We start from the raw sequence: 19,721 nt of genomic DNA on the forward strand, positions 1-19,721 counted from the left end.
TTTTGGATCAAGGTCAAGAGCTCGGTACTTATTTGCATTTGAGCGGGGCGCTCAGATGCACGCTCAAATGCGTGCACTCAAATTCCCGAATAACTGCAACCCGAAGTGCATGTCTCATGCACGACGACTTTCGACAGCAGCGGTAGTGACGGCTTCAGCCGTTCCCAGATCCACACCGACAGGCGTTCGCTGGTCGGGTTGTCCAGGCCTTCGATGTCGTTGAGATAGTGGTGATCGAGCTGGTCGTACAGCGGCTGGAACGCGGCCTTGACGTCGGAAAAATCCATCACCCATCCGGTGTCGCTGCCGATCTCGCCGCACAGATGAATCTCGACGCGAAACGAATGGCCGTGCAGGCGCGAACACTTGTGGCCTGCAGGAACATTCGGCAGGCGATGCGCGGCCTCGATGGTAAAGCTCTTGAAAATATCCATGCCGACATTCTACAGCGGCCATTGCCGATGAGCCGACGCCGGCATGGAATCCGCTGCGCCAAGCAGTGATCGCATCCAGCGCACGCATGTCACCCGACAATGAAACCTCTCGCGCATATGTGATCGCTGCCTCACTGCGATCATCCTTGCGTGCTCCATCTCCACATCATGTGCACACCCCGGCTTCGTACCATTGCGCCGCAAATCCCCACGATGCCGCGAGAAAAATCCCGCGTCTCGTTTGCAACGAAATCCGGAGAAAATAGAAATGAACCACTCTTCATCCCGTCTGTTGCGACGTGCTGGTGGCGCGATCGCGGCGGTCTCGCTGGCGCTCGCCAGCAGCGCCACGTTTGCACAGCAATCGCCTGCGCTGGATCGTGTCAGCGTGTGGCTGGGCGGCTATTACGCCCACACCGATACCAACATCGGCGCGAGCGACAGCACCGGCCAGCTCAAGGGCAACGTGAACCTCGAGCACGACCTTGGATTTCAGGATCACAAGACGGTGCCGCGCGTGCGCCTGGATTTCCTGGTCGGCGACAGCCAGGGCTTTTCGTTTGATTACTACAGCGTCAACAAGTCGCGCACGAAGACGCTGTCCGATGCGATCAGCTACGGCGGCAACGACTACAGCGCGTCTGCTTCCGTGCACGGAAAGCTCGATTTCGATTTCGGCAGCGCGGCGTATCGCTGGTGGTTCGGTCACGAAAACGACGTGTTCGGCGTCGGCCTCGGTGGTGCCTATTACCGCGTGCGCGCCGGCATCGGCGGAGAAGCCAGCGTCAACGGCGAGTCTATCGGCGAAGCGTCCACCACCAGCAACGAAAGCGCCTGGGCACCCTTGCTGCAGCTCGGCTGGCGGCATTCGTTCAACGATCAGTGGCGCATGTACTTCGATGCATCGGGCGTCAAGAAAAATGGCGGCCCGCTCAACGGGCACATCTACAACGGCGCACTGGGCGTCGAGTATTTCCCCTGGAAAAACCTCGGCCTCGGCGCGGAATACGGCTACACCAAGATTCGCCTCAACCAGCGCCGGACCGATTACAACGCGGACCTCGACATGAAACTAACCGGTCCGTCGCTGTTCGTTCGTTTGCGTTTCTGATCAACATTCGATCGGATACTGCGGAAGCCATGCGGCTCGATCAGAGTCGCTTGGCCATCCAGTCCGCCAGCTGCATGCGTACCTGTCCACGACCGGGTTCCGATTCGTTGAACAGCTCGTGGTACAGCGTCGAGAAGAAGCGCGTGGTGAGTTGTTCGGTCGACGCGGCCGCGCGAGCGAAGTCGCGACTGCCGCCCGGATCGACCAGATGATCGCTGTCGGCGACCAGCAGCATCGTCGGCACGGCGAGTCGGTGTGCGTCCGCAATGCACGATGCGCCGGCGCTGAATATGAAGTTGGCCAGCCGCGGCGTAATCATCGCCGTGCGCAGCGGATCATTGCGGTAACTCTCGACCAGCGCGGTGTCGTGCGAGAGATATTTGTAAGGCAGGCCGTTGCGCAGCGGCAAACGTGGCGCGACGTGCGCGAGCAGCCACGCCAGCTTGATCATGCCGCCGGTTTCCCAGCTGCGCAGCGCCGGCGACGACAGCACCAACCCCCGTGGCGCGATGCGTTCGTCCAGCACGGCGCGCAACGCCACCAACCCACCCATGCTGTGACCAAGCAGCAACGGCGGCGTCGATGCGCGACTTTCGCAGTCGCGAAAAACCATCGTGAGATCCGACAACAGATCGTCCGAATGCCGGATCGCGCCGCGCTGACCAGGCGATCGACCGTGCCCGCGCTGGTCGTAACTGCGCGCGGAATAACCGCGCTGATTGAACCACTGTGCGACGTCGCGGTAGCGCGCGCCGTGCTCGCCCAGTCCGTGCACGATCAACACCGATCCGCGCGAATTCTCCACCGGCCAGTCATGCAGGAACAGGCGCTGGCCATCGGGCATGCTCAGCCATGACTCATCCGCTGCACGACCGGCGACGGCTTGCTGCTGTTTCGATTGCGCTCGTTCCTGCACGCCTGCGTCTGCCCTCGTGATGTGTGCCGCGTCCCGCGAATGTTCGCGGGACGATGTTCGCTCAGTGTTCCCTGATCTGCATGTCTTTCGTCAACAGGTCGAGCTTGCGCTTCATGTCGGCCTGCGGCTGCGTGCCGGCGACACCGTAGAACGCGGTGTACAGCACCGCCGGCGGCTGGCTGGCCGCGTTGGCCGGTGCGATCACGGCGTCGATCTTCATCAGGTCGTTCTCGTAACGAGCGACCGCGTTATAGGGATATGCGCGTGCCGACAATTTCTGCCAGTGGCTGCTGATGTCGTTGTCCAGTCCTTGCGGCGGCACGGCGAAACGCTGGATGTTGACGTTGTCGTGATCGTCGGAGGCGGTGGTCTTCCAGATGTTCACGTCGCCCACGTCCCAGATCGGCTGGTCGCCGTCCTTGAGGAAACGGAAACCAAGCCAGAGCAGATTATCCGGCGTGATCGACTGCACGTCGGACGTATAGGAAAAGGCCACCCGCTTCGACGTGTAGCTGAAGCGCTTGCCGATATCGAAATCGACATGGATGCTCTTGAATGCATCCGGCAGCAGCGTGCGCATCCTGAGGTAATCCTTCCACTGCGCCAGCGTGCCTTCGTACGTGGCGTAGATGTAGTTGCTGATCTCGTCCATGTCCAGGCGCGTGTCGTATTGCTGGCTTATCGACACCAGCCGCGTGAACGCCACGGTGCCGTCCGGCACCGGCAGCGAATACATCACGATCCAGCCATTCATGTACGGCAGCGGCCATGCGTCGACCTGCCACGGACGCTGCCAGCGATCCGTGTGCACCGATTCGAGTGTCGGCGTGCCCAGCGAGGTGATCTTGATTTTTTCGCCGGCGACCTCGCGCTGGAACAGTCCGGTCTTGAGCACCAGATCCATGCGCGTGACCGCGTCGCCATAGAATTTCGCCGCGTCCAGGCTGTCCGGGCGGCGCAGATGCATGAGGCCGTTGCGCGCCACTTCACCGATGTCGATATAGCCGTTGGCGTCGAGCGTGAAATGCTGCGAGGCGCTGCCGGTGCGTCCCCATTCGCCGTTGCTGCCACGCGCGATGATGGTGGGGAAATTATCGAGGCGTGTCTGCTCGGACAGCAGTCGCGCAGAGCCCGCGCCATTCGGAAACAGGCTGGAGGGATCTTTCGCCAGCAGCGCTTTCAGCTGCGTATCGCTGAAGCTGTCAAAGCGCTTGTTGTATTCGGCGTAGAAGGCCGCGAACGTCAGCGGCAACGCAAACTGCGTCTTGAACGTGCCGTTCTCGATCGTGTCGAAAATATCGAGCTGATAAGCGACGCGCGTATCCATCGTCGCCTGGTGATCCGGCGCATTCAGTACCGCGCTGATCGGCAGCGCGAAGTTGAGATTCTCGTTGGCCGATTTCATCAGCACGATACCGATCAGCTTGCCGTCCTTGTCCAGCAGCGGGCCGCCGCTGTTGCCGGGCGAAGCGGCCGCCGAAAAGCGCATCCATTTCCAGCGGCCGTCCTGGTCTTCGGGCGTGTCGGAAGTGTAGAGCCCGTCGCGAATCACCACGCCGGTGCCGAGCGCGTTGCCGACGGCGAAAACGACTTCGTTCAACGCCGGCTTGAGGTTCACTTCCAGCGCGGTCGCCGTTGCCGGTTGCTCGGCCAGCGAGAACACCACGAAATCCTGCTGCAGCGAAAATTTCTCGATCTTGCCGATCGCGTACACATGGCCGCTGGCATCGCGCAACGCGGGCTCGCCCCACAGGCTCTTGCTCCCGATCTGCAGCACGTGCGCCGCTGTGACGAAGCGGTTGTTGCCGATCGCGAATGCGGTGCCGATCGAGTAGTACTTGTCGGTGCGTTCCTGGAACGGCAGCAGTTCCAGCGGCAATGGTTTTTCGTAGGTAAGCGGATCGTTGACCGGCTTGGCCGCCACCACTTCGAACGTGGCGGACTGGATTTTCGGCAGCACACTCGCATCGAGGCTGGCGGCGTGAACAGTCGCGCTGCTGCACAGGGCGACGCCTGCGACCCATGCCAACCGATGGAACATCCTGCGCGTGGAGCGGACGTGTCGCGACATCACTTGCAGAGCGTGCATGGGCATCCTTCGCATGAAGGCCTCGCCGGATTCCCCAGCGGGGCCCCTGACCTGCGATGGCCGAGCGCGAATATTGACATGTCGCACCGCCGATTTGCATCGTGCAGGCGCGACGATTCCGTCACTCAGCGCGGTGCGGCACAGCCGCTGTCCGGGCAATTTCTTGCGGCTAGTTCGACCGTCGTGTCGCCCTCGAACGACGAAGCCGAATGGCCGAGTTGCAGTCGGTAGTTTCCGGCCGGCTGCTGCCACTGCCGCTTCGCCTCGTCGTAGTCGGACAGCAGGCGCCAATCGGCCGTGATCTCGACGTGGCGCGTTTCACCGGCTTTCAACGCGACATGGCTCCAGCCAGCCAGCCGGCGTGTATGCCTGCCGCCGGGTAGCGTCACGTAAAGTTGCGGCACGTCGACGCCCGCGCGCTTGCCGCGATTGACCACATCGAAAGTCACCGTGAGCCGGTCGTGTGCGACATGCGATTGCAGATGCGCATAAGCGAATTGCGTGTAGGTCAGCCCATGGCCGAACGGGAACAACGGCTGGAAACCGCGACGCTGAAACCAGCGATAGCCGACGTCCGCGCCTTCGATGCGATAGTCCACCGTGTCCGCCGGCTGGCCCTGCGGGTGCAAGCCGATGGCATCGAGTCCGGCACCGGGAATCACCGGCCGCGGCAATTGTGATTCATCACGCGGCCACGTCACCGGCAGACGACCCGATGGCGCGACCTCGCCGAACAGCAATCGCGCGATCGCTTCGCCGCCGGCCGCGCCGGGATACCACGCCTCGAGCACCGCCGCGCTGTGATCCAGCCACGGCATTTTCACCGGGCCATTGGTTTCCAGCACGACGATGGTGCGCGGGTTGGCCCTGACCACGGCAGCCACCAGCGCGTCCTGATGATTGGGCAAAGTCATGTCGGGCACGTCCATCGATTCGGCCGTCCATTGTTCGACGAACACCACCGCCGCCTCGGACTGCGCGGCGAGTTTCGCCGCCGCCGCGACATCCAGCCCGTCGCTGTATTGCGCCCTGCCATGGACGCGGCGGTTGAATGCGTCGAGCGGGGACGAACGCTGATAAACCAGCGGTCCCGGCCAGTTATACGGCAGCGACCCGTTCACCGCGCTACCGCCCGGCGGCACCACGACGGACGAACCGCCGCCGGTCAGCACGCCCTTGTCCGCGTGGGCGCCGATCACCGCGATCGACTTCAACGCAGGCGACAACGGCAGCAGCGATTGCTGATTGCGCAGTAGCACCGCGCCCGCTTCCTCGGCGCGCTGCGACACGGCGCGACTGGTTTCGTAGTCGATCGGCGTGACCATGGCGGGATGATCGATCACGCCAGCGGCGAACACGCTGCGCAGGATGCGCTGCGCCATGTCGTCAATGCGCGCCTGCGGCACTTCACCGGACGCCACCGCGGCGCGCAGCGGCTTGTCGAAAAAGACCTGCTTGTCGAACTTGTCACCGGCGGATTCCTGATCCAGCCCGGCCAGCGCTGCCTTGCCCGCGCTATGCACCGCGCCCCAGTCGGACATCACGAAACCCGGATACGCCCAATCACGTTTCAGCACCTGGTTGAGCAGCCAGTCGTTCTCGCAGGCATAGACGGTGTTGACGAGGTTGTACGAACACATCACCGAGCCGGGATGGCCGGTCTCGATGGCGATCTCGAAGGCGAGCAGATCCGATTCGCGCGCGGCGGTGGGGTCGATTTGCGAACTGACCGTCGTGCGCGCGGTTTCCAGATCGTTGATGGCGTAATGCTTGATGGTGGAAAGCACGTGCTGGCTCTGGATGCCGCGGATGGCCTGACCCACCATCGTGCCGGCCAGCAGCGGATCTTCGCCGGCATATTCGAAATTGCGTCCGGTGCGCGGGTCACGCTGCAGGTCGATGCCGCCGGCCAGCATGATGTTGAAGCCCTTGCGATGCGCCTCGCTGGCGATCATCGCGGCCCCCGCATAGGCAACTTGCGGATCGAAACTCGCCGCCGTGGCGAGCGCGGACGGCAGCGCGGTGGCGCCAACGCTGCGCGGTTTCGCCACGCCCAGCCCGGCATCGCTTTCCTGCAAGGCCGGCAGGCCGAGCCGCGAAAAAGCGGGCAGGAAGCCTGCCGAGTGCAACGCGCCGACGGGCAACGGCCAGCCGTTTTCGTCGTCGCCGAAATCGACGCGGATCAGGCGGAATTTCTCGTCCTGCGTCATCGCCTTCACCACCAACGCGGCGCGTTGATCGGCGGACAGCGCAGTGTTCATCCATGGCCGCGAGGGCGCATCGGCTGCTTTCACCGTTACGCACAGCAAGCCGACGCCGAGGGCGACGATCCAGAACATGGGGCGCAGGTTCACAAGCATCGTTCGACTCCTCCAATGACTGTCGGCCAGCATGTGCAACCAGGCCGGCGAACACAAGCCGTGTCGGCGCTGTCTGTAACCCGTTCGCCGTTGCGGCGCGTCTCATGTGCTGAGACAACGGCTTGCCACGCTTGCGCATCGACCTTATATCCTTGGGGGTGACTTCCCCACTCGCCCCATGCGGGAATCCGCCGATGCCGGCCCACGATGTGCTCGCCGATTTCCACCCCGCCGTTGCTGCCTGGTTCCGCGGCAGTTTTGCTGCGCCCACCTCGGCGCAAATGCAGGCGTGGCCGTCGATACGCGCCGGCCGGCACACGCTGGTGGCGGCGCCGACTGGTTCGGGCAAGACGCTGACCGCGTTTCTCGCGGCCATCGACGAACTGGTGTGCGAGGGCGTGGCGAACGGTGGCGTGCTGCCGAGCACCACTTCGGTGATTTACATCTCGCCGTTGAAGGCGTTGTCGAACGACATCCACATCAACCTCGAAGCGCCGCTGGAAGGCATCCGCGCGGAGCTCGAAAAACTCGGCCTGCCCGACGTGGCGATTCGCACCGCCGTGCGCACCGGCGACACGCCGCAAGCGGAACGCACGCTGCTGCGCAAGCAGCCGCCGCACATCCTGGTGACCACGCCGGAATCGCTGTACGTGCTGCTCAGTTCGGCATCCGGCCGCACGATGCTTGCCGGTGCACGCTCGGTCATCGTCGACGAAATCCACGCGATCGCCAACAGCAAGCGCGGCTCGCATCTGGCGTTGTCGCTGGAGCGACTGGAGTCGCTCTGCCGTCGCCGCCTGCTGCGAATCGGCCTTTCCGCCACGCAGAAACCCATCGATGAAGTCGCGCGTTTTCTGGTCGGCGGCCAGTCGGCCTTGCCTGTTCTTTCCCACGAGGCACAGCTCGCTGCGCGGCATGCTGTCGAACAGTCCGCGCCACGCACGCACGACCTGTTTGCGCGACCGACGATTTGCGCGAAGCCGGCGGATCACCTGCTCAGCGACGCTGAAAAAGAAGCCTGCACGATCATCGATGTCGGCCACACGCGTTCGCGCGACCTGGCCATCGAAGTGCCGCCGGTGCCGCTCGAATCGGTGATGTCCAACGATTGCTGGGAGCTCGTCTACAACCGGCTCGCGCAACTGGTGCAGACACACAGCACCACGCTGATCTTCGTCAACACGCGGCGCATGGCCGAGCGCGCGGCGCGGCATTTGTCCGAACGGCTCGGCCGCGAAGTGGTCGCCGCGCATCACGGCAGCCTGTCGAAAGAATTGCGGCTGGACGCCGAACAACGGCTCAAGCGCGGCGAACTGTCGGTGCTGGTCGCTACCGCGTCGCTCGAACTCGGTATCGACATCGGCGATGTCGACCTGGTCTGCCAACTTGGTTCGCCGCGATCGATCGCCGCGTTCCTGCAGCGCGCGGGACGTTCCGGCCATAGTATCGACGGCACGCCGAAAGCGCGGCTGTTTCCTGCCACGCGCGACGATCTCGCCGAATGCACCGCACTGCTCGACTGCGTGCGACGCGGTGAACTGGATGCGTTGATCCTGCCGCCACAACCGCTCGATGTTCTCGCGCAACAGATCGTCGCGGAAATCTCCTGCCTCGAATGGGACGAGGATGCGTTGTATGCGCTGGTGCGTCGAGCGCATCCGTATCGCAACCTGCAACGCGCGGAATTCGACGCGGTGGTGCGCATGCTCGCCGAAGGATTCACCACGCGGCAAGGCGCGAAATCCGCCTACATCCATCACGACGCGGTTCATCGCCAGTTGCGTCCCAAACGCGCCGCGCGGCTCACCGCGTTGATGTCCGGCGGCACCATCCCCGACACCGCCGACTACAAGGTCGTGCTGGAGCCGCAGGCGATTATTGTCGGCACGGTGAACGAGGATTTTGCGGTCGAGAGCATGGCCGGCGACATCTTCCAGCTCGGCAACACCAGCTATCGCATCCAGCGCGTCGAGCGCGATCGACTGCGCGTGGAAGACGCGCACGGCGCGCCGCCGAGCATTCCGTTCTGGCTGGGTGAAGCGCCGGGACGCAGCAAGGAATTGTCATTCGGCGTGTCGCGACTGCGCGATGACATTTCCGCGCGACTCGACGCCGGTGGCATTCCAGCCGCACAAGCCTGGCTGACCAACGAACTCGGGTTGTGCGAGGCGGCGGCGCAGCAACTCGTCGATTACCTCGCACGCGCGAAGGCCGCGCTTGGCGTGTTGCCGACGCAACATACGCTGGTGCTGGAACGCTTCTTCGACGAATCCGGCGGCACCCAACTGGTGGTGCATACGCCGTGGGGCAGCCGCATCAATCGCGCGTGGGGTCTCGCGCTGCGCAAGCGTTTTTGTCGCCAGTTCAATTTCGAATTGCAGGCCGCGGCGACGGAAGACGCGATCGTGCTTTCGCTGTCGACCAGCCACAGTTTTCCGCTGATCGAAGTGGCCGGTTATCTGCATTCCAACACCGCCGAACATGTACTGATCCAGGCGCTGCTGGATGCGCCGCTGTTTCCCGCGCGCTGGCGCTGGAATGCGGTGACCGCGCTGGCGCTGCCACGTTTCATGGGTGGCAAGAAAACGCCGCCGCCGCTGCAGCGGATGAAGAGCGAGGATCTGCTCGCCGCGGTGTTCCCCGATCAGGTCGCGTGTCTGGAGAACATCGTCGGCGAACGCGAGGTGCCCGATCATCCGCTGGTCAACCAGACCATGCACGATTGCCTGCGCGAGGCGATGGACATCGACGGCCTGCTCGACATCCTGCGTGGTCTCGAAAGCGGCAGCATCGATGTCATAGCGCGCGATCTCACCGCGCCGAGTCCGCTTGCCGCCGAAGTGCTCAACGCCGCGCCGTACGCTTTCCTCGATGACGCGCCGCTGGAAGAACGCCGCACGCATGCGGTGCAGACACGACGCTGGGGCGATGGCGACAGCGCTGACGACCTCGGCCGGCTGGATCCCGAAGCGATCGCCGCCGTGCGTGACGAGGCCTGGCCGCAAGTGCGTGATGCCGACGAGATGCACGAAGCGCTGACCGTGCTTGGGTTTGTCACCGCGGGCGAAGTCGAAGCCAACCTCGGCTGGAACGAACGCCTGCAGACACTGGCGAAGGCCAGTCGCGCCACCTTGCTTGTTGTAGGAGCGCACCCTGTGCGCGAGGGAGTTCCTTGTGTCGTGCGCGATCGCCTTCTGCCGGATGACGAAGCGCCGTCGCGCACAGGGTGCGCTCCTACACCCTTCGCGATCTGGACATCTGCCGAGCAATTACCGATATGGCGCGCGGTGCACGCGAACACCTCCATGCATCCCGCCATCGATGCGCCAACGGCATACGCCAGCCGCAACTGGAGCCGCGAAGACGCCTTGCTCGAACTGGTGCGTCATCGCTTGTGCGGACTCGGCCCGGTGACGGTTGCCGCACTGACGCGAACGCTGGCCGTCGATCCCGGCGATGTCGAACTCGCCTTGGTCCGGCTGCAATCCGAAGGCTATGTGATGCAAGGCCGTTTCACCGCGGAGGGCGGCGAAACGGAATGGTGCGAGCGCCATTTGCTGGCGCGCATCCATCGCTACACGATCGGCCGTCTGCGTCGCGAAATCGAGCCGGTCAGCCGTCGCCAGCTCATGCGTTTCCTGTTCGACTGGCAGCACGTATCGTCCACGACGAAACTGCAGGGACCCGACGCGCTGGCCAACACGCTGGCGCAGCTGGAAGGTTTCGAAGCCGCCGCCGGTGCGTGGGAATCGGAAATCCTGCCGGCCCGCATCACGGATTACTCCAACAGCTGGCTCGACAGTCTGTGTCGCGCCGGCCGCATCAGCTGGAACCGCCTGCGCGCCGGCGGCGGTGGTGGCGGACCGGTGCGCAGCACGCCGATCGTGCTGATGCCGCGTCGTCATCTGGCCATCTGGACGTCCGTTTCCAATAGCGACGACAACCAGCCGCCACTGATTTCATCGCGCGCGCAGATGGTGGCGGATGCGTTGCGCGAGCAAGGTGCGCTGTTCTTCGACGAGTTGCTGCAGATCACGCATCTGCTGCGCACCGAGCTTGAAGATGCACTCGGCGAACTGGTTGCCGCCGGCCAGGTGAACGCCGACAGCTTCGCTGGCCTGCGTGCACTGCTGCTGCCGGCTGCCAAGCGTGATGCCAGTCGCCAGCGCCGCCTGCGCAAGCACATGCTCAACGGCATCGAGGATGCGGGACGCTGGTCGTTCACGCGTGGTGCGCTGCCATCGACCGAAGCGAAAACATCCGGCGATCCTGACGCGCTGGAACACATCGCGCGCAGCTTGCTCCACCGCTACGGCGTAGTGTTCTGGAAATTGCTGGAGCGGGAAGCACCATGGTTGCCTTCGTGGCGCGAGCTGTTGCGCGTTTACCATCGACTGGAAGCGCGTGGCGAAATCCGCGGCGGACGCTTTGTCGAAGGCCTGGTCGGCGAGCAGTTCGCGCTGCCCGAGGCAATTGGGCCGCTTCGTGCCGTGCGTCAGCGCGCGGATGACGGCGAGCTGGTGTGCCTGAGCGGCAGCGATCCGCTGAACCTGGTCGGCACCGTGCTGGTTGGCGACAAGGTGCCGGCGCTGACCAGTTCGCGCGTGCTCTATCGCGATGGTGCACCCATCGCGGCGTTGATCGCGAGCAAGGTTGTGCCGCTGGTCGAGCTATCGACGAGTGACACGCAAACGGTGCGGCATGCGTTGCTGCGACATGCCGCACCCCCGGAAGGTTTCCGGGCGGCGAGCTGATCTCACGGAGACGACGACGATGGGATGCCTGCCGATCTTGCTGCTGTTTCCGCTTGGGGCCGGCGTCGGTTATCTGATCGCCGGGCCGATCGGCGCGTTATGGGGCGCGGGCATCGGACTGGTGGCCGGCATCGCCTTGACGGGCGTGTTCATCAAGGCGATGCGTGATCGACGCTGAGTTCACTCGGAGTCGCACGCATCGCACGAACAAAATCGCACGGCGCATTCACGGCTGGCCCTTCGCCGGCACCAGCGTGACGTGACCCGTTGCATACAGCGGGCCGTCGATCGGCGCGGTGAATTGCAGACATAGCGCGTGATCACCGGTGAGCTTGGGCAGCGACGCATCGAGACGGAAGCGACGTGCGCTGTGCTGCGGATCGGGCAACGGCAGCGTGGCGAGCACCGCGCCGTTGCACTGCATGTCGTGCACGACGATTTCGCCGTAAGGCGTGGCGTGCGGATGCGCGATGACCTTCACCTGCTCGTGCGCCAAAGCGTAATTGCGTTCCAGCCTTGCGACGTCGAAATGGATCGCCTGCAATCCATCCATGCGCGTCGATGGCAGCATCTGGCAGGTGTCGAACAGGTCGATGCTGTACACCGGCGACATGCTGGTGGCATCCGGCGTCGGCTGCACGCGGATGCGGAAACTGCTGTCCGGGCAATTGGCCAGCGCGTTGCCGTCGAAGTCGAGCAGGCTTGCGCGATCCAGCAGGCGTGTACGCGGCGCGGCCAGCGCATCGCCATCTTCAGTAAAGCTTGCCGCACGCACGGTCGTCGGCATGTGCGTGTCGAAAGGGGCCTTGTACAACGGCGAGTGCAACGTTGGCGTACTGCCATCAGTGGTGTAGTGGATCGCACCCAAGTCGGCGAGATTCGACAAGGTCACGTGCGTGTCATCACTTGCCTGTCCGACAATCGCATCCATCGCGATGTCGACGGCGAACGCGCTATCGGCATAGCCGATGCCCTGTGCACGATAGCGTGCGAGCTGCGTCGGCAGGCGCGACAGGAAATTCTTCCAGTCATGCGTGGACGCCGGCGACCAGTCGACTTCGCTCAGTGCGTCGATGCGCGGAAACACGGCGTGTTCGACATGCTGCATGCTCGGCATGTGTTCGGTCCACACGTTGGCCTGTGCACCGAGCACGTGTTTCGACTGGGCCGCATCGAGCTCCTTCGGCACGGGATCGAATGCATAGATGCTGGCGAGATCCTGCACCGGCATGCGTCCGGTGGTTTCGTCCAGACGTGCACTTTGCAACTGATCGAAATACAAAGTCGGCGCGGGCGACAGCACGACGTCGTGACCGCTCTTCGCCGCATCGATGGCGCCCTTGGTGCCGCGCCACGACATCACGATGGCATCGGGCTGCACATGGCCGCCTTCGAGAATTTCATCCCAGCCGACCAGTCGTCGCCCATGCTTCGCCAGATATTCGCCGATGCGATCGATCAGCCAGCCCTGCATCGCGTCCTCGTCGTGGATGCCGAGCGCATGCATTTTTGCCTGCACCGTTGCGGACGCCTGCCATTGATCCTTGACCGCCTCGTCGCCGCCGACGTGGATGTCGTGCGACGGAAACAGCGCCATTACTTCATCGAGCACGTTGTGGATGAAAACGAGCGTGGCATCGTCCACGTTGTAGAGATACGGATTCACGCCCCAGTCGACCGACACCGGCGGACGCTTGCCGGTGACACCGAGCTGGGGATACGAAGCGACCGCGGCCTGCGCGTGGCCGGGCATGTCGAGCTCGGGCACCACCGTGATGTGCCGCACGCTGGCAAAGGCGACCACCTTGCGAATGTCGTCCTGCGTGTAGAAACCGCCGTAGCGCATCGGCTCGCCATCGCGCCCCGCGCCGGGCAGCGTGCGCCACGCACCGATGCGCGTGAGTTCCGGGTAGCGCTTGATCTGGATGCGCCAGCCCTGGTCGTCGGTGAGATGCCAATGAAACACGTTGAGCTTGTGCTGCGCCATCTGGTCGAGCAGTCGCTCGACGTCGGCCACCGACTGGAAATGCCGCGCGGAATCGAGCATCAATCCACGCCAGGCGAATCGTGGCTGGTCGCTGATGTGCATCGCGGCCAACGACACCGCGCCGTGTTTCGCATCCGGCGTCAGCAACTGCGACAACGTGATGGCGCCATAGAAAAGACCGGCGGCGTCGCGTGCGTTGATGCGGATGCCGGCAGGCGTGACGTCCAGCGTATAGCCTTCCATTTGCGCAACCGGCGCATCGGCCTCACGCGACAGCACGATGGCGCCGCGCGACGCCGGGCCCGTCTTGATTTTCAGATGCAGCCCACGCGTGCGAGCCAGCAAATCGACGAGATATTGAGCGGTGTCTCGCGTGGCGGCATCGTGCGCGGGAATCACGATCGACGCGCCGTCGGCGACTGACAAACTGCCAGTGGCGAACTGGATCTGCGCCGGCATCGGCAACAGCGGTGGCGTGGCTGCATGAGCCGCGCCCGCCAGGGCGAGCATGCTGAAAGCGATACCGGCAAATTTCATGAAGACTCCGGATTGAAGTATGCGTTGGAAAAAAGGGTTCGATCACGCGATCATCTCTGGCGAACGCGATGTCATAGGTGGTTCCGCGCGCCCTGCTTGAGCTGTTCGACGAGTTCCGCGGTCAACGGACCGAGCACGCCGCGGCGTTGTTCGGGAATGTGCGCGAGCGACTCGTCGTCGCCGAACGCGTAGTAGTCCATCAGGTTGCGCCAATGAGCGCGCTCCGCCGGCGGCAGCGCACGAAACGCGAGCAGGCAGTGATATAGCGCGGCCTTGGCATGACCGGTGTGATAGCCGTCGACATCCACCGGACTCCACCAGTAATTCACCAGCGCATTGAGTGGCCCGAGTGACTCGACGTTGTGCCACCACAGCGGTGGCATGTAGAGCGCATCGCCCGGATGCAGCTCGGCAACTTGCGCGGCCGCAAGCGCCCTACGCAGGCGTGGATAGCGCGGATCGTCCGGCTGATCGAGCCGTGCCATGCTGATTGCCGCACCGGTCGGCGCGTAATCGAGTGGACCGATGTAGAGGTTCTGCAATTGCTCCGGCGGAAACAACGTGAAGCGCCGCGATCCACACACCACGCAGGCAATGTTGTGCATGGAATCGAAATGCGTGGGCGTGGTGACGCGGTTGCCAATCCATATGCGCGGCTCCACGCCGGGCAGCAACGACAATTCGTTTTCTGCAAGGAATCCCGGCAGGCATTCGCGGATGCGCGCGCTCTGGATCACCACGCCGCGCGCGTTGTCGAGTCGGCTGTACTTGGCCAGCCGTTGCAGGCCCAGCGTTACCGGTACCTTGAAATGCTGGTAGCTGAAACCGTCGAGCTCGGGTGCGTAGCCGATGATGCCGTCGGCGCTTGAGTCCACCATCAGCGTGCTGACGTCGGTGCCGTTGTCCAGCTGCGCCAGGCGTTGCGCAAAAGCCGTATCCGATTCCATACCCAGTTTCACGATCGGCCAGTCGCGCACAAGGCCACGAATCACGAGCGGTCGATCATGACCGACCACGTCATTCAGACTGAATGGACGTCCATCGGCGGGACGGTATTCCTCGATCGCGGCAGGCGCGGACGTTGCGCCGGCTGGTTCACTCATGATCTTTTCTCCGCTTCTGTCCACGGCCGCACGGCAATGAATGGCACGTTCGCTGCGTCGACCCGTTGCCGATGGTGCGCCAATCCGCTTCCATCAGACAGCGCTTGCGGGCATTCAAGCAAAAACTGCGATGTCGGCGGAGCCGACATCGCAGTGGATAGCAAGCCGTGCGACATCCCCACGTTATTTCCGGCACTTTCCACCGGAAAAAAACGGACCTGGCAAGATGCCAGGTCCTTGGGGAGAGCATGACTCAGAACTTGAAGTTCGCGGTCAGGTAGTACTGGCGACCGTTCGTGTAGAACGCTTCCGGCACCTTGCCGAAACCGAGGCCGGCCTGTGAACCGGAGACGTAGTAGCGCAGCGTCGGGTTGTTGAGGTTCATCGCGTCGAACGAGAAGCTCAAATGCTCGTTGACCGTGTAGCCGAGCGAGAGCGACAGGTAGCCTGCGCCTGCCTGGTAGTAAGGCAGCAGCGGCATGGTGTTGCCGAGTCCGCCGGTGGTCACCGGCATCATGCCGTCGTAGAACGAGGAGCGGTACGTGTAATTGATGCGTGCGTTCCACTGCTTGTCTTCGTAGAACGCCGACACGTTGGCCGTGTTCCTCGAGGTACCGAACAGCGGACGATTGCCTGCGGACTGCTGCGAGCCCTGCGTGCCATCGGCGTTGTAGAGGTACGTGCCGCCTTGCGAGTGGCCGTTGCTGTAGGTGTAGTTGACCGACGTGCCGAAGTGCTCGCCGATCGGCTGCACCCAGTTCAACTCCACGCCTTTCAGGTTGCCGTTGACGTTGACCGGAATGCTGACGAGGTAGCTGTTGTAGACCGGCGTGTGATTGGGGTTGTCCTTGTTGCCGTTCTCGGTCAGGTAGCTGTTGAGATACGTCCCCGTGGTGGTGCCGTAGTCGTAGTAGTTGTTCAGATCCATCGCGTAGACGCTGGCCGACAACAGGCCACGCTCGGAGTAGTACCACTCCAGCGACGCGTCGAAGTTGGTCGAGAGAATCGGCTTCAGGCGCGGATTCGGACCGGTGCCGGAGCCCACGCCACCGGCCGACTGCGGGTCGCTCAGAGACAGGAAGCCGGCCAGCTGACCATAGTCCTGACGGGTGAGCGTCTGCGAGGCGGCGAAGCGCGAGATCAGGCTGCCGTCATCGTTCAAGTTGAACTTGAGGTTGAAGCTCGGCAGCACCTTGCCGTAGTGATGGTTGTAGTAGTTCCAGTACCAGCCGCCCGGATAGAACGCCGAAGGCGGCGTGCCCGGGGCCGTCTTGGCTTCCTGTTGCGATGGCGCGGTATAGCCGATGTCCTCGGTGGTGCTGATATAGCGCAGGCCGGCGTTGCCGCTCCAGCGATCACCGGCAAAATTCACCTGCATGTAGAGGGCGTCGTTCTTCTCCGACATGGCATAAATGTCATTCGGATAGAAACGCGAGGTACCCGGATCGTTGGTTACCACCCGGTTCGCATACTTGTCGTTCAACTGTGCCAGCTGGGCAGGCGTCCAGTACCAGATACCGCCCGGCATCTGGCCCACGTTGAGGTCGCCGGCGAAGCCACCGGGATAGTTGTTGCTGCTGGTGGGCCAGATGGTGGCGTTCGGAGCAGTCGAGATGTCGGTGGCAAAGTTCGGACCCTGCGCCACAGCCGTCGGGCTGTCGTGCGTGTGCTTGGCATAGCGTCCGCCGAACTGCAGCGAGGACAGCGGGCCGGCATCATCGAAATCGAACTCGCCGTCGGCCTGGAACCAGTGTTCCTTGTCGATCACGTGGACGCCCTGGTCACCGAAGATCCAGTCGAGGCCGACGGTGGCGGGGTTGTAGACGCTGTTGTTGCCGCCCAGCGTCCAGTTCAGCGGCTTACCCAGACCATTCATCGAATAGCTGGCGCCCTGGCCGTAGCCGGTGTCCATCTCCATGACGTCCTGGGTCGGCGTGTTGCCGGTGCCGCGGGTGTAGCCGCCCTGAAACTTGAAGTCGAGGTTCTGGGTGGCTTTCCAGTCCGCGTCCAGCGTGACGTACGCGCTGGACTCGCTCTCGCCCGGACGCGAGATCATGTCGTAGATGCCCTGCGACACGCCGGGCTGTGCTGCCTCTGTCGCGCTGGTCAGCACGTTGCCGTCCCGGGTGTAGCTGGTGAGCACGTCGCCCGGCAGCTTGTCACGCAGGCGCAGCATGTAGTTGCGGTTGTAGTCGGTGGCGTCCATCTTGGAATAGAAGCCATCAAGGTTGAACGTCAGGTTGTCCAGCGCCTTCCACTCGAGGTCAATCGATGCACCCTTGCGCTTGCGCTCCTGGGTGAACAGCGCCGCGCCGGGCAGGTTGGGGTAGAACACGCCGGTGCTGGCGCTGCCGGGCCGGGCCGGGCCGAGGCCCAGCTGCGTGGCTACGGCCGAACCGGTCGGGATGTACGAATAGCCAAGCATTTCCTGGCCATCGCGCTGCAGGCTGCGTTCTTCGTAGAACCCCTGCAGCATCACGCCGAAGGTACTGTCGCTGTTCTTCCAGTTGACCAGCCCGTTGAACTGCGGCTTGGCGTCCTTCGGCAGGTCGGAATACACGCCGCCCACGCTGGCTTCAGCCGAAAAAGGCTTGGCGAATTCCAGCGGCTTGCGCGTGATGATGTCGATCGAGCCCGCAGCGCCGCCTTCCAGCAAGCTGGCTTCGGAACCCTTGTGCACCACGACCTGGCTCACGATTTCCGATGGGAACATGGCGTAGCTGACGCTGCGGCTGCCGCCGCCACCGGTGATGAACCAGTCGCCCGAGGCGACCGTATGACCGTTGAGCGTGGTCAGGGTGAGCGAGGGCGCACTGCCGCGAATGCTGGCGCGATCGGCTTCGTCGAAGCCACCTTCGGCGCCGGCCGCGTCGGAGATATTCACACCCGGCAGCTGCGCGATGGTATCGGCCACGTTCTTGGCTGGCAGCTTGCCGATGTCTTCGGCGGAAACCACCTCGATGTGCGAGACGGATGACTGCTTGGTGTCGAGCGACAGCTGCTGACTTTCGCGGATGCCGTGGACGGTGACGGTATTAAGCGTCGTCGCGTCCTTGGTCTTGGGCTTGCCGTCATTCTGCTGCGTCTGACTGGTGGGCTGAGTACTGTCCTGGGCGCTGATCGCACCGGACATACACAGGCTGGTGACGATGCTCGCGGCAAGTAGTGTCTTGCGGTAATTCATGGTGTTCCTCCCCTCAGAGGCTGGCTCGAATCAAAACCGCATGACGCGGTCGTGGACTGTTGTGATGGCTGGCTTGGTGCCTCGTTACTGAACTTTGGTCATCTCACTCTCCGTGCCCTTCATCCAGAAACCAGCCTGCGGCACCAATGACACCAAGCTGGCCGTGCTCGATCAGTCGTACGGGAATCTGCTGCAGATACGCGCGCATGACGCCCTTGTTGAAGAAGCGTTCCTTGAACGTGCTCGCGAGCAGGAACGTATGGATCTGCGGCAGGATGCCGCCGGCGAGATAGGCGCCGCCGCGCGCGCCGTAAAGCAACACCAGATCGCCGACGAAGCTGCCGAGCAGGCCGCAGAAGACTTCCAGCGTTTCCACTGCGGCGGCGTCGCTGCCGGCGAGCGCGGCACCGGTGATCTCTGCCGGCGTCAACAATTTCGGCGTGCTTTTGCGCAGCTCGCACAGCGCGCGATAGACCTTGCGCAAGCCGGGACCGGAAAGTGCATCCTCGAACGATACGTACGCGCGATCGCGCGCCAGCACGCGCAGGATTTCTATTTCGCGTTCGGTACCTGGCGCCAGTGAAATCTGTCCTGCTTCGGTGGCCAGTACCTGCGCATGCGGATGACCCGGCAACAACACTGCCGAGCCCAGGCCGGTGCCCGGGCCCATCACCAGCACCGGGCCTGCGGATGCAGGCTGCGCGTTCTCGATGATGAAGCGCACTTCGCCGGCTTCGACGAATTGCGTGGCGAAAGCCAGCGCCTCGAAATCGTTGATCACATCGAGCCGCTTGATGCCGAGGCTCTCGCGGATCTCGCGGATCGACACGTTCCACGGCAGGTTGTCGTTGACGATGGCGTCGTCGAGCACGTAGCCCGCGCAAGCAATCGCGCAGCGTTCAATGCCTTGTTGTGCCATCGCGTGCGGCGTGCCTGCGAGTTGCGCGACGAAATCCTGCAGCATCTCCGTGAGGCTGGACCAGTCGGCGCAGCTGTAGCGGTGGTAGTGCAAGACACTGACAGGTCGTGCGCCGTCGTCGTTGCGAATCACCAGGCCAATGCGTGCATGCGTGCCGCCGACATCGGCCGCCAGGAATGGCTGGCCCGTGCGCGACGCGTTGGCGATCGACGTCGCCGACGGATTCGCTGCATGACGCTGGTTGGCAACTTCCCCCACTCGTACCCCCTTTGGCAGCATCGCCAAACACTCGACCCTGAAAAGATCGATGGCCGGATGATTCACCTC

The 19,721-nt window shown here is 63.4% G+C and carries 11 protein-coding genes; 3 read left to right on the forward strand and 8 right to left on the reverse strand.

Annotated features, from left to right (window positions below; translation table 11 throughout):
- Nucleotides 1–77 precede the first annotated feature (77 nt).
- Nucleotides 78–434, reverse strand: coding sequence for a 6-carboxytetrahydropterin synthase QueD (gene queD, locus GSQ73_RS03180; RefSeq protein ID WP_158880919.1), 357 nt, complete (start codon nucleotides 432–434; stop codon nucleotides 78–80).
- Nucleotides 435–702: 268 nt separating this feature from the next.
- Between queD and GSQ73_RS03185 the strand changes: the two genes are divergently transcribed.
- A complete protein-coding gene (locus tag GSQ73_RS03185; protein WP_158880921.1) occupies nucleotides 703–1,545 on the forward strand; it encodes a hypothetical protein in 843 nt (280 codons plus the stop codon).
- A gap of 40 nt (nucleotides 1,546–1,585) precedes the next feature.
- On the opposite strand, the gene GSQ73_RS03190 is transcribed toward GSQ73_RS03185, so the two are convergent.
- The 3 genes from GSQ73_RS03190 to GSQ73_RS03200 all read right to left on the reverse strand — a co-directional run bounded on the left by GSQ73_RS03190 (nucleotide 1,586) and on the right by GSQ73_RS03200 (nucleotide 6,910).
- On the reverse strand, nucleotides 1,586–2,461 hold the full coding sequence (locus tag GSQ73_RS03190; protein ID WP_343160818.1) for a lysophospholipase: 876 nt from the start codon (nucleotides 2,459–2,461) through the stop codon (nucleotides 1,586–1,588).
- Between the two features lie 61 nt (nucleotides 2,462–2,522).
- Nucleotides 2,523–4,550, reverse strand: a complete 2,028-nt coding sequence (locus GSQ73_RS03195) for a trypsin-like peptidase domain-containing protein (protein ID WP_254063248.1) — start codon at nucleotides 4,548–4,550, stop codon at nucleotides 2,523–2,525.
- A gap of 125 nt (nucleotides 4,551–4,675) precedes the next feature.
- The gene (locus tag GSQ73_RS03200; RefSeq protein ID WP_254063249.1) at nucleotides 4,676–6,910 is read right to left on the reverse strand and encodes a glycoside hydrolase family 3 protein; all 2,235 of its coding nucleotides are present in this window, start codon (nucleotides 6,908–6,910) and stop codon (nucleotides 4,676–4,678) included.
- Nucleotides 6,911–7,104: 194 nt separating this feature from the next.
- Between GSQ73_RS03200 and GSQ73_RS03205 the strand changes: the two genes are divergently transcribed.
- Both GSQ73_RS03205 and GSQ73_RS17840 read left to right on the forward strand, forming a co-directional pair.
- Nucleotides 7,105–11,664, forward strand: coding sequence for a DEAD/DEAH box helicase (locus tag GSQ73_RS03205; protein WP_158880923.1), 4,560 nt, complete (start codon nucleotides 7,105–7,107; stop codon nucleotides 11,662–11,664).
- 19 nt (nucleotides 11,665–11,683) lie between these two features.
- Nucleotides 11,684–11,842: a hypothetical protein gene (locus tag GSQ73_RS17840; protein WP_174236043.1), complete on the forward strand. Its 159-nt coding sequence runs from the start codon at nucleotides 11,684–11,686 to the stop codon at nucleotides 11,840–11,842.
- A gap of 48 nt (nucleotides 11,843–11,890) precedes the next feature.
- Here GSQ73_RS17840 and GSQ73_RS03210 read toward each other — a convergent pair whose 3' ends face one another.
- From GSQ73_RS03210 to glk, 4 genes are all read right to left on the reverse strand, one after another.
- Nucleotides 11,891–14,188, reverse strand: coding sequence for a family 20 glycosylhydrolase (locus GSQ73_RS03210; protein ID WP_158880924.1), 2,298 nt, complete (start codon nucleotides 14,186–14,188; stop codon nucleotides 11,891–11,893).
- 71 nt (nucleotides 14,189–14,259) lie between these two features.
- Entirely contained in the window at nucleotides 14,260–15,291 is a 1,032-nt protein-coding gene (locus GSQ73_RS03215; RefSeq protein ID WP_158880926.1) for a cupin-like domain-containing protein, read from the reverse strand.
- A gap of 253 nt (nucleotides 15,292–15,544) precedes the next feature.
- Complete coding sequence (locus tag GSQ73_RS03220) at nucleotides 15,545–18,475, reverse strand: TonB-dependent receptor (protein ID WP_158880928.1); 2,931 nt, start codon at nucleotides 18,473–18,475, stop codon at nucleotides 15,545–15,547.
- A 103-nt stretch (nucleotides 18,476–18,578) separates the two neighbouring features.
- Complete coding sequence (gene glk / locus GSQ73_RS03225; RefSeq protein ID WP_158880930.1) at nucleotides 18,579–19,652, reverse strand: glucokinase; 1,074 nt, start codon at nucleotides 19,650–19,652, stop codon at nucleotides 18,579–18,581.
- Nucleotides 19,653–19,721: the final 69 nt, after the last annotated feature.

It is taken from the genome of Rhodanobacter sp. L36 (genome assembly GCF_009765755.1).
In the GTDB taxonomy this organism is placed as follows: domain Bacteria; phylum Pseudomonadota; class Gammaproteobacteria; order Xanthomonadales; family Rhodanobacteraceae; genus Rhodanobacter.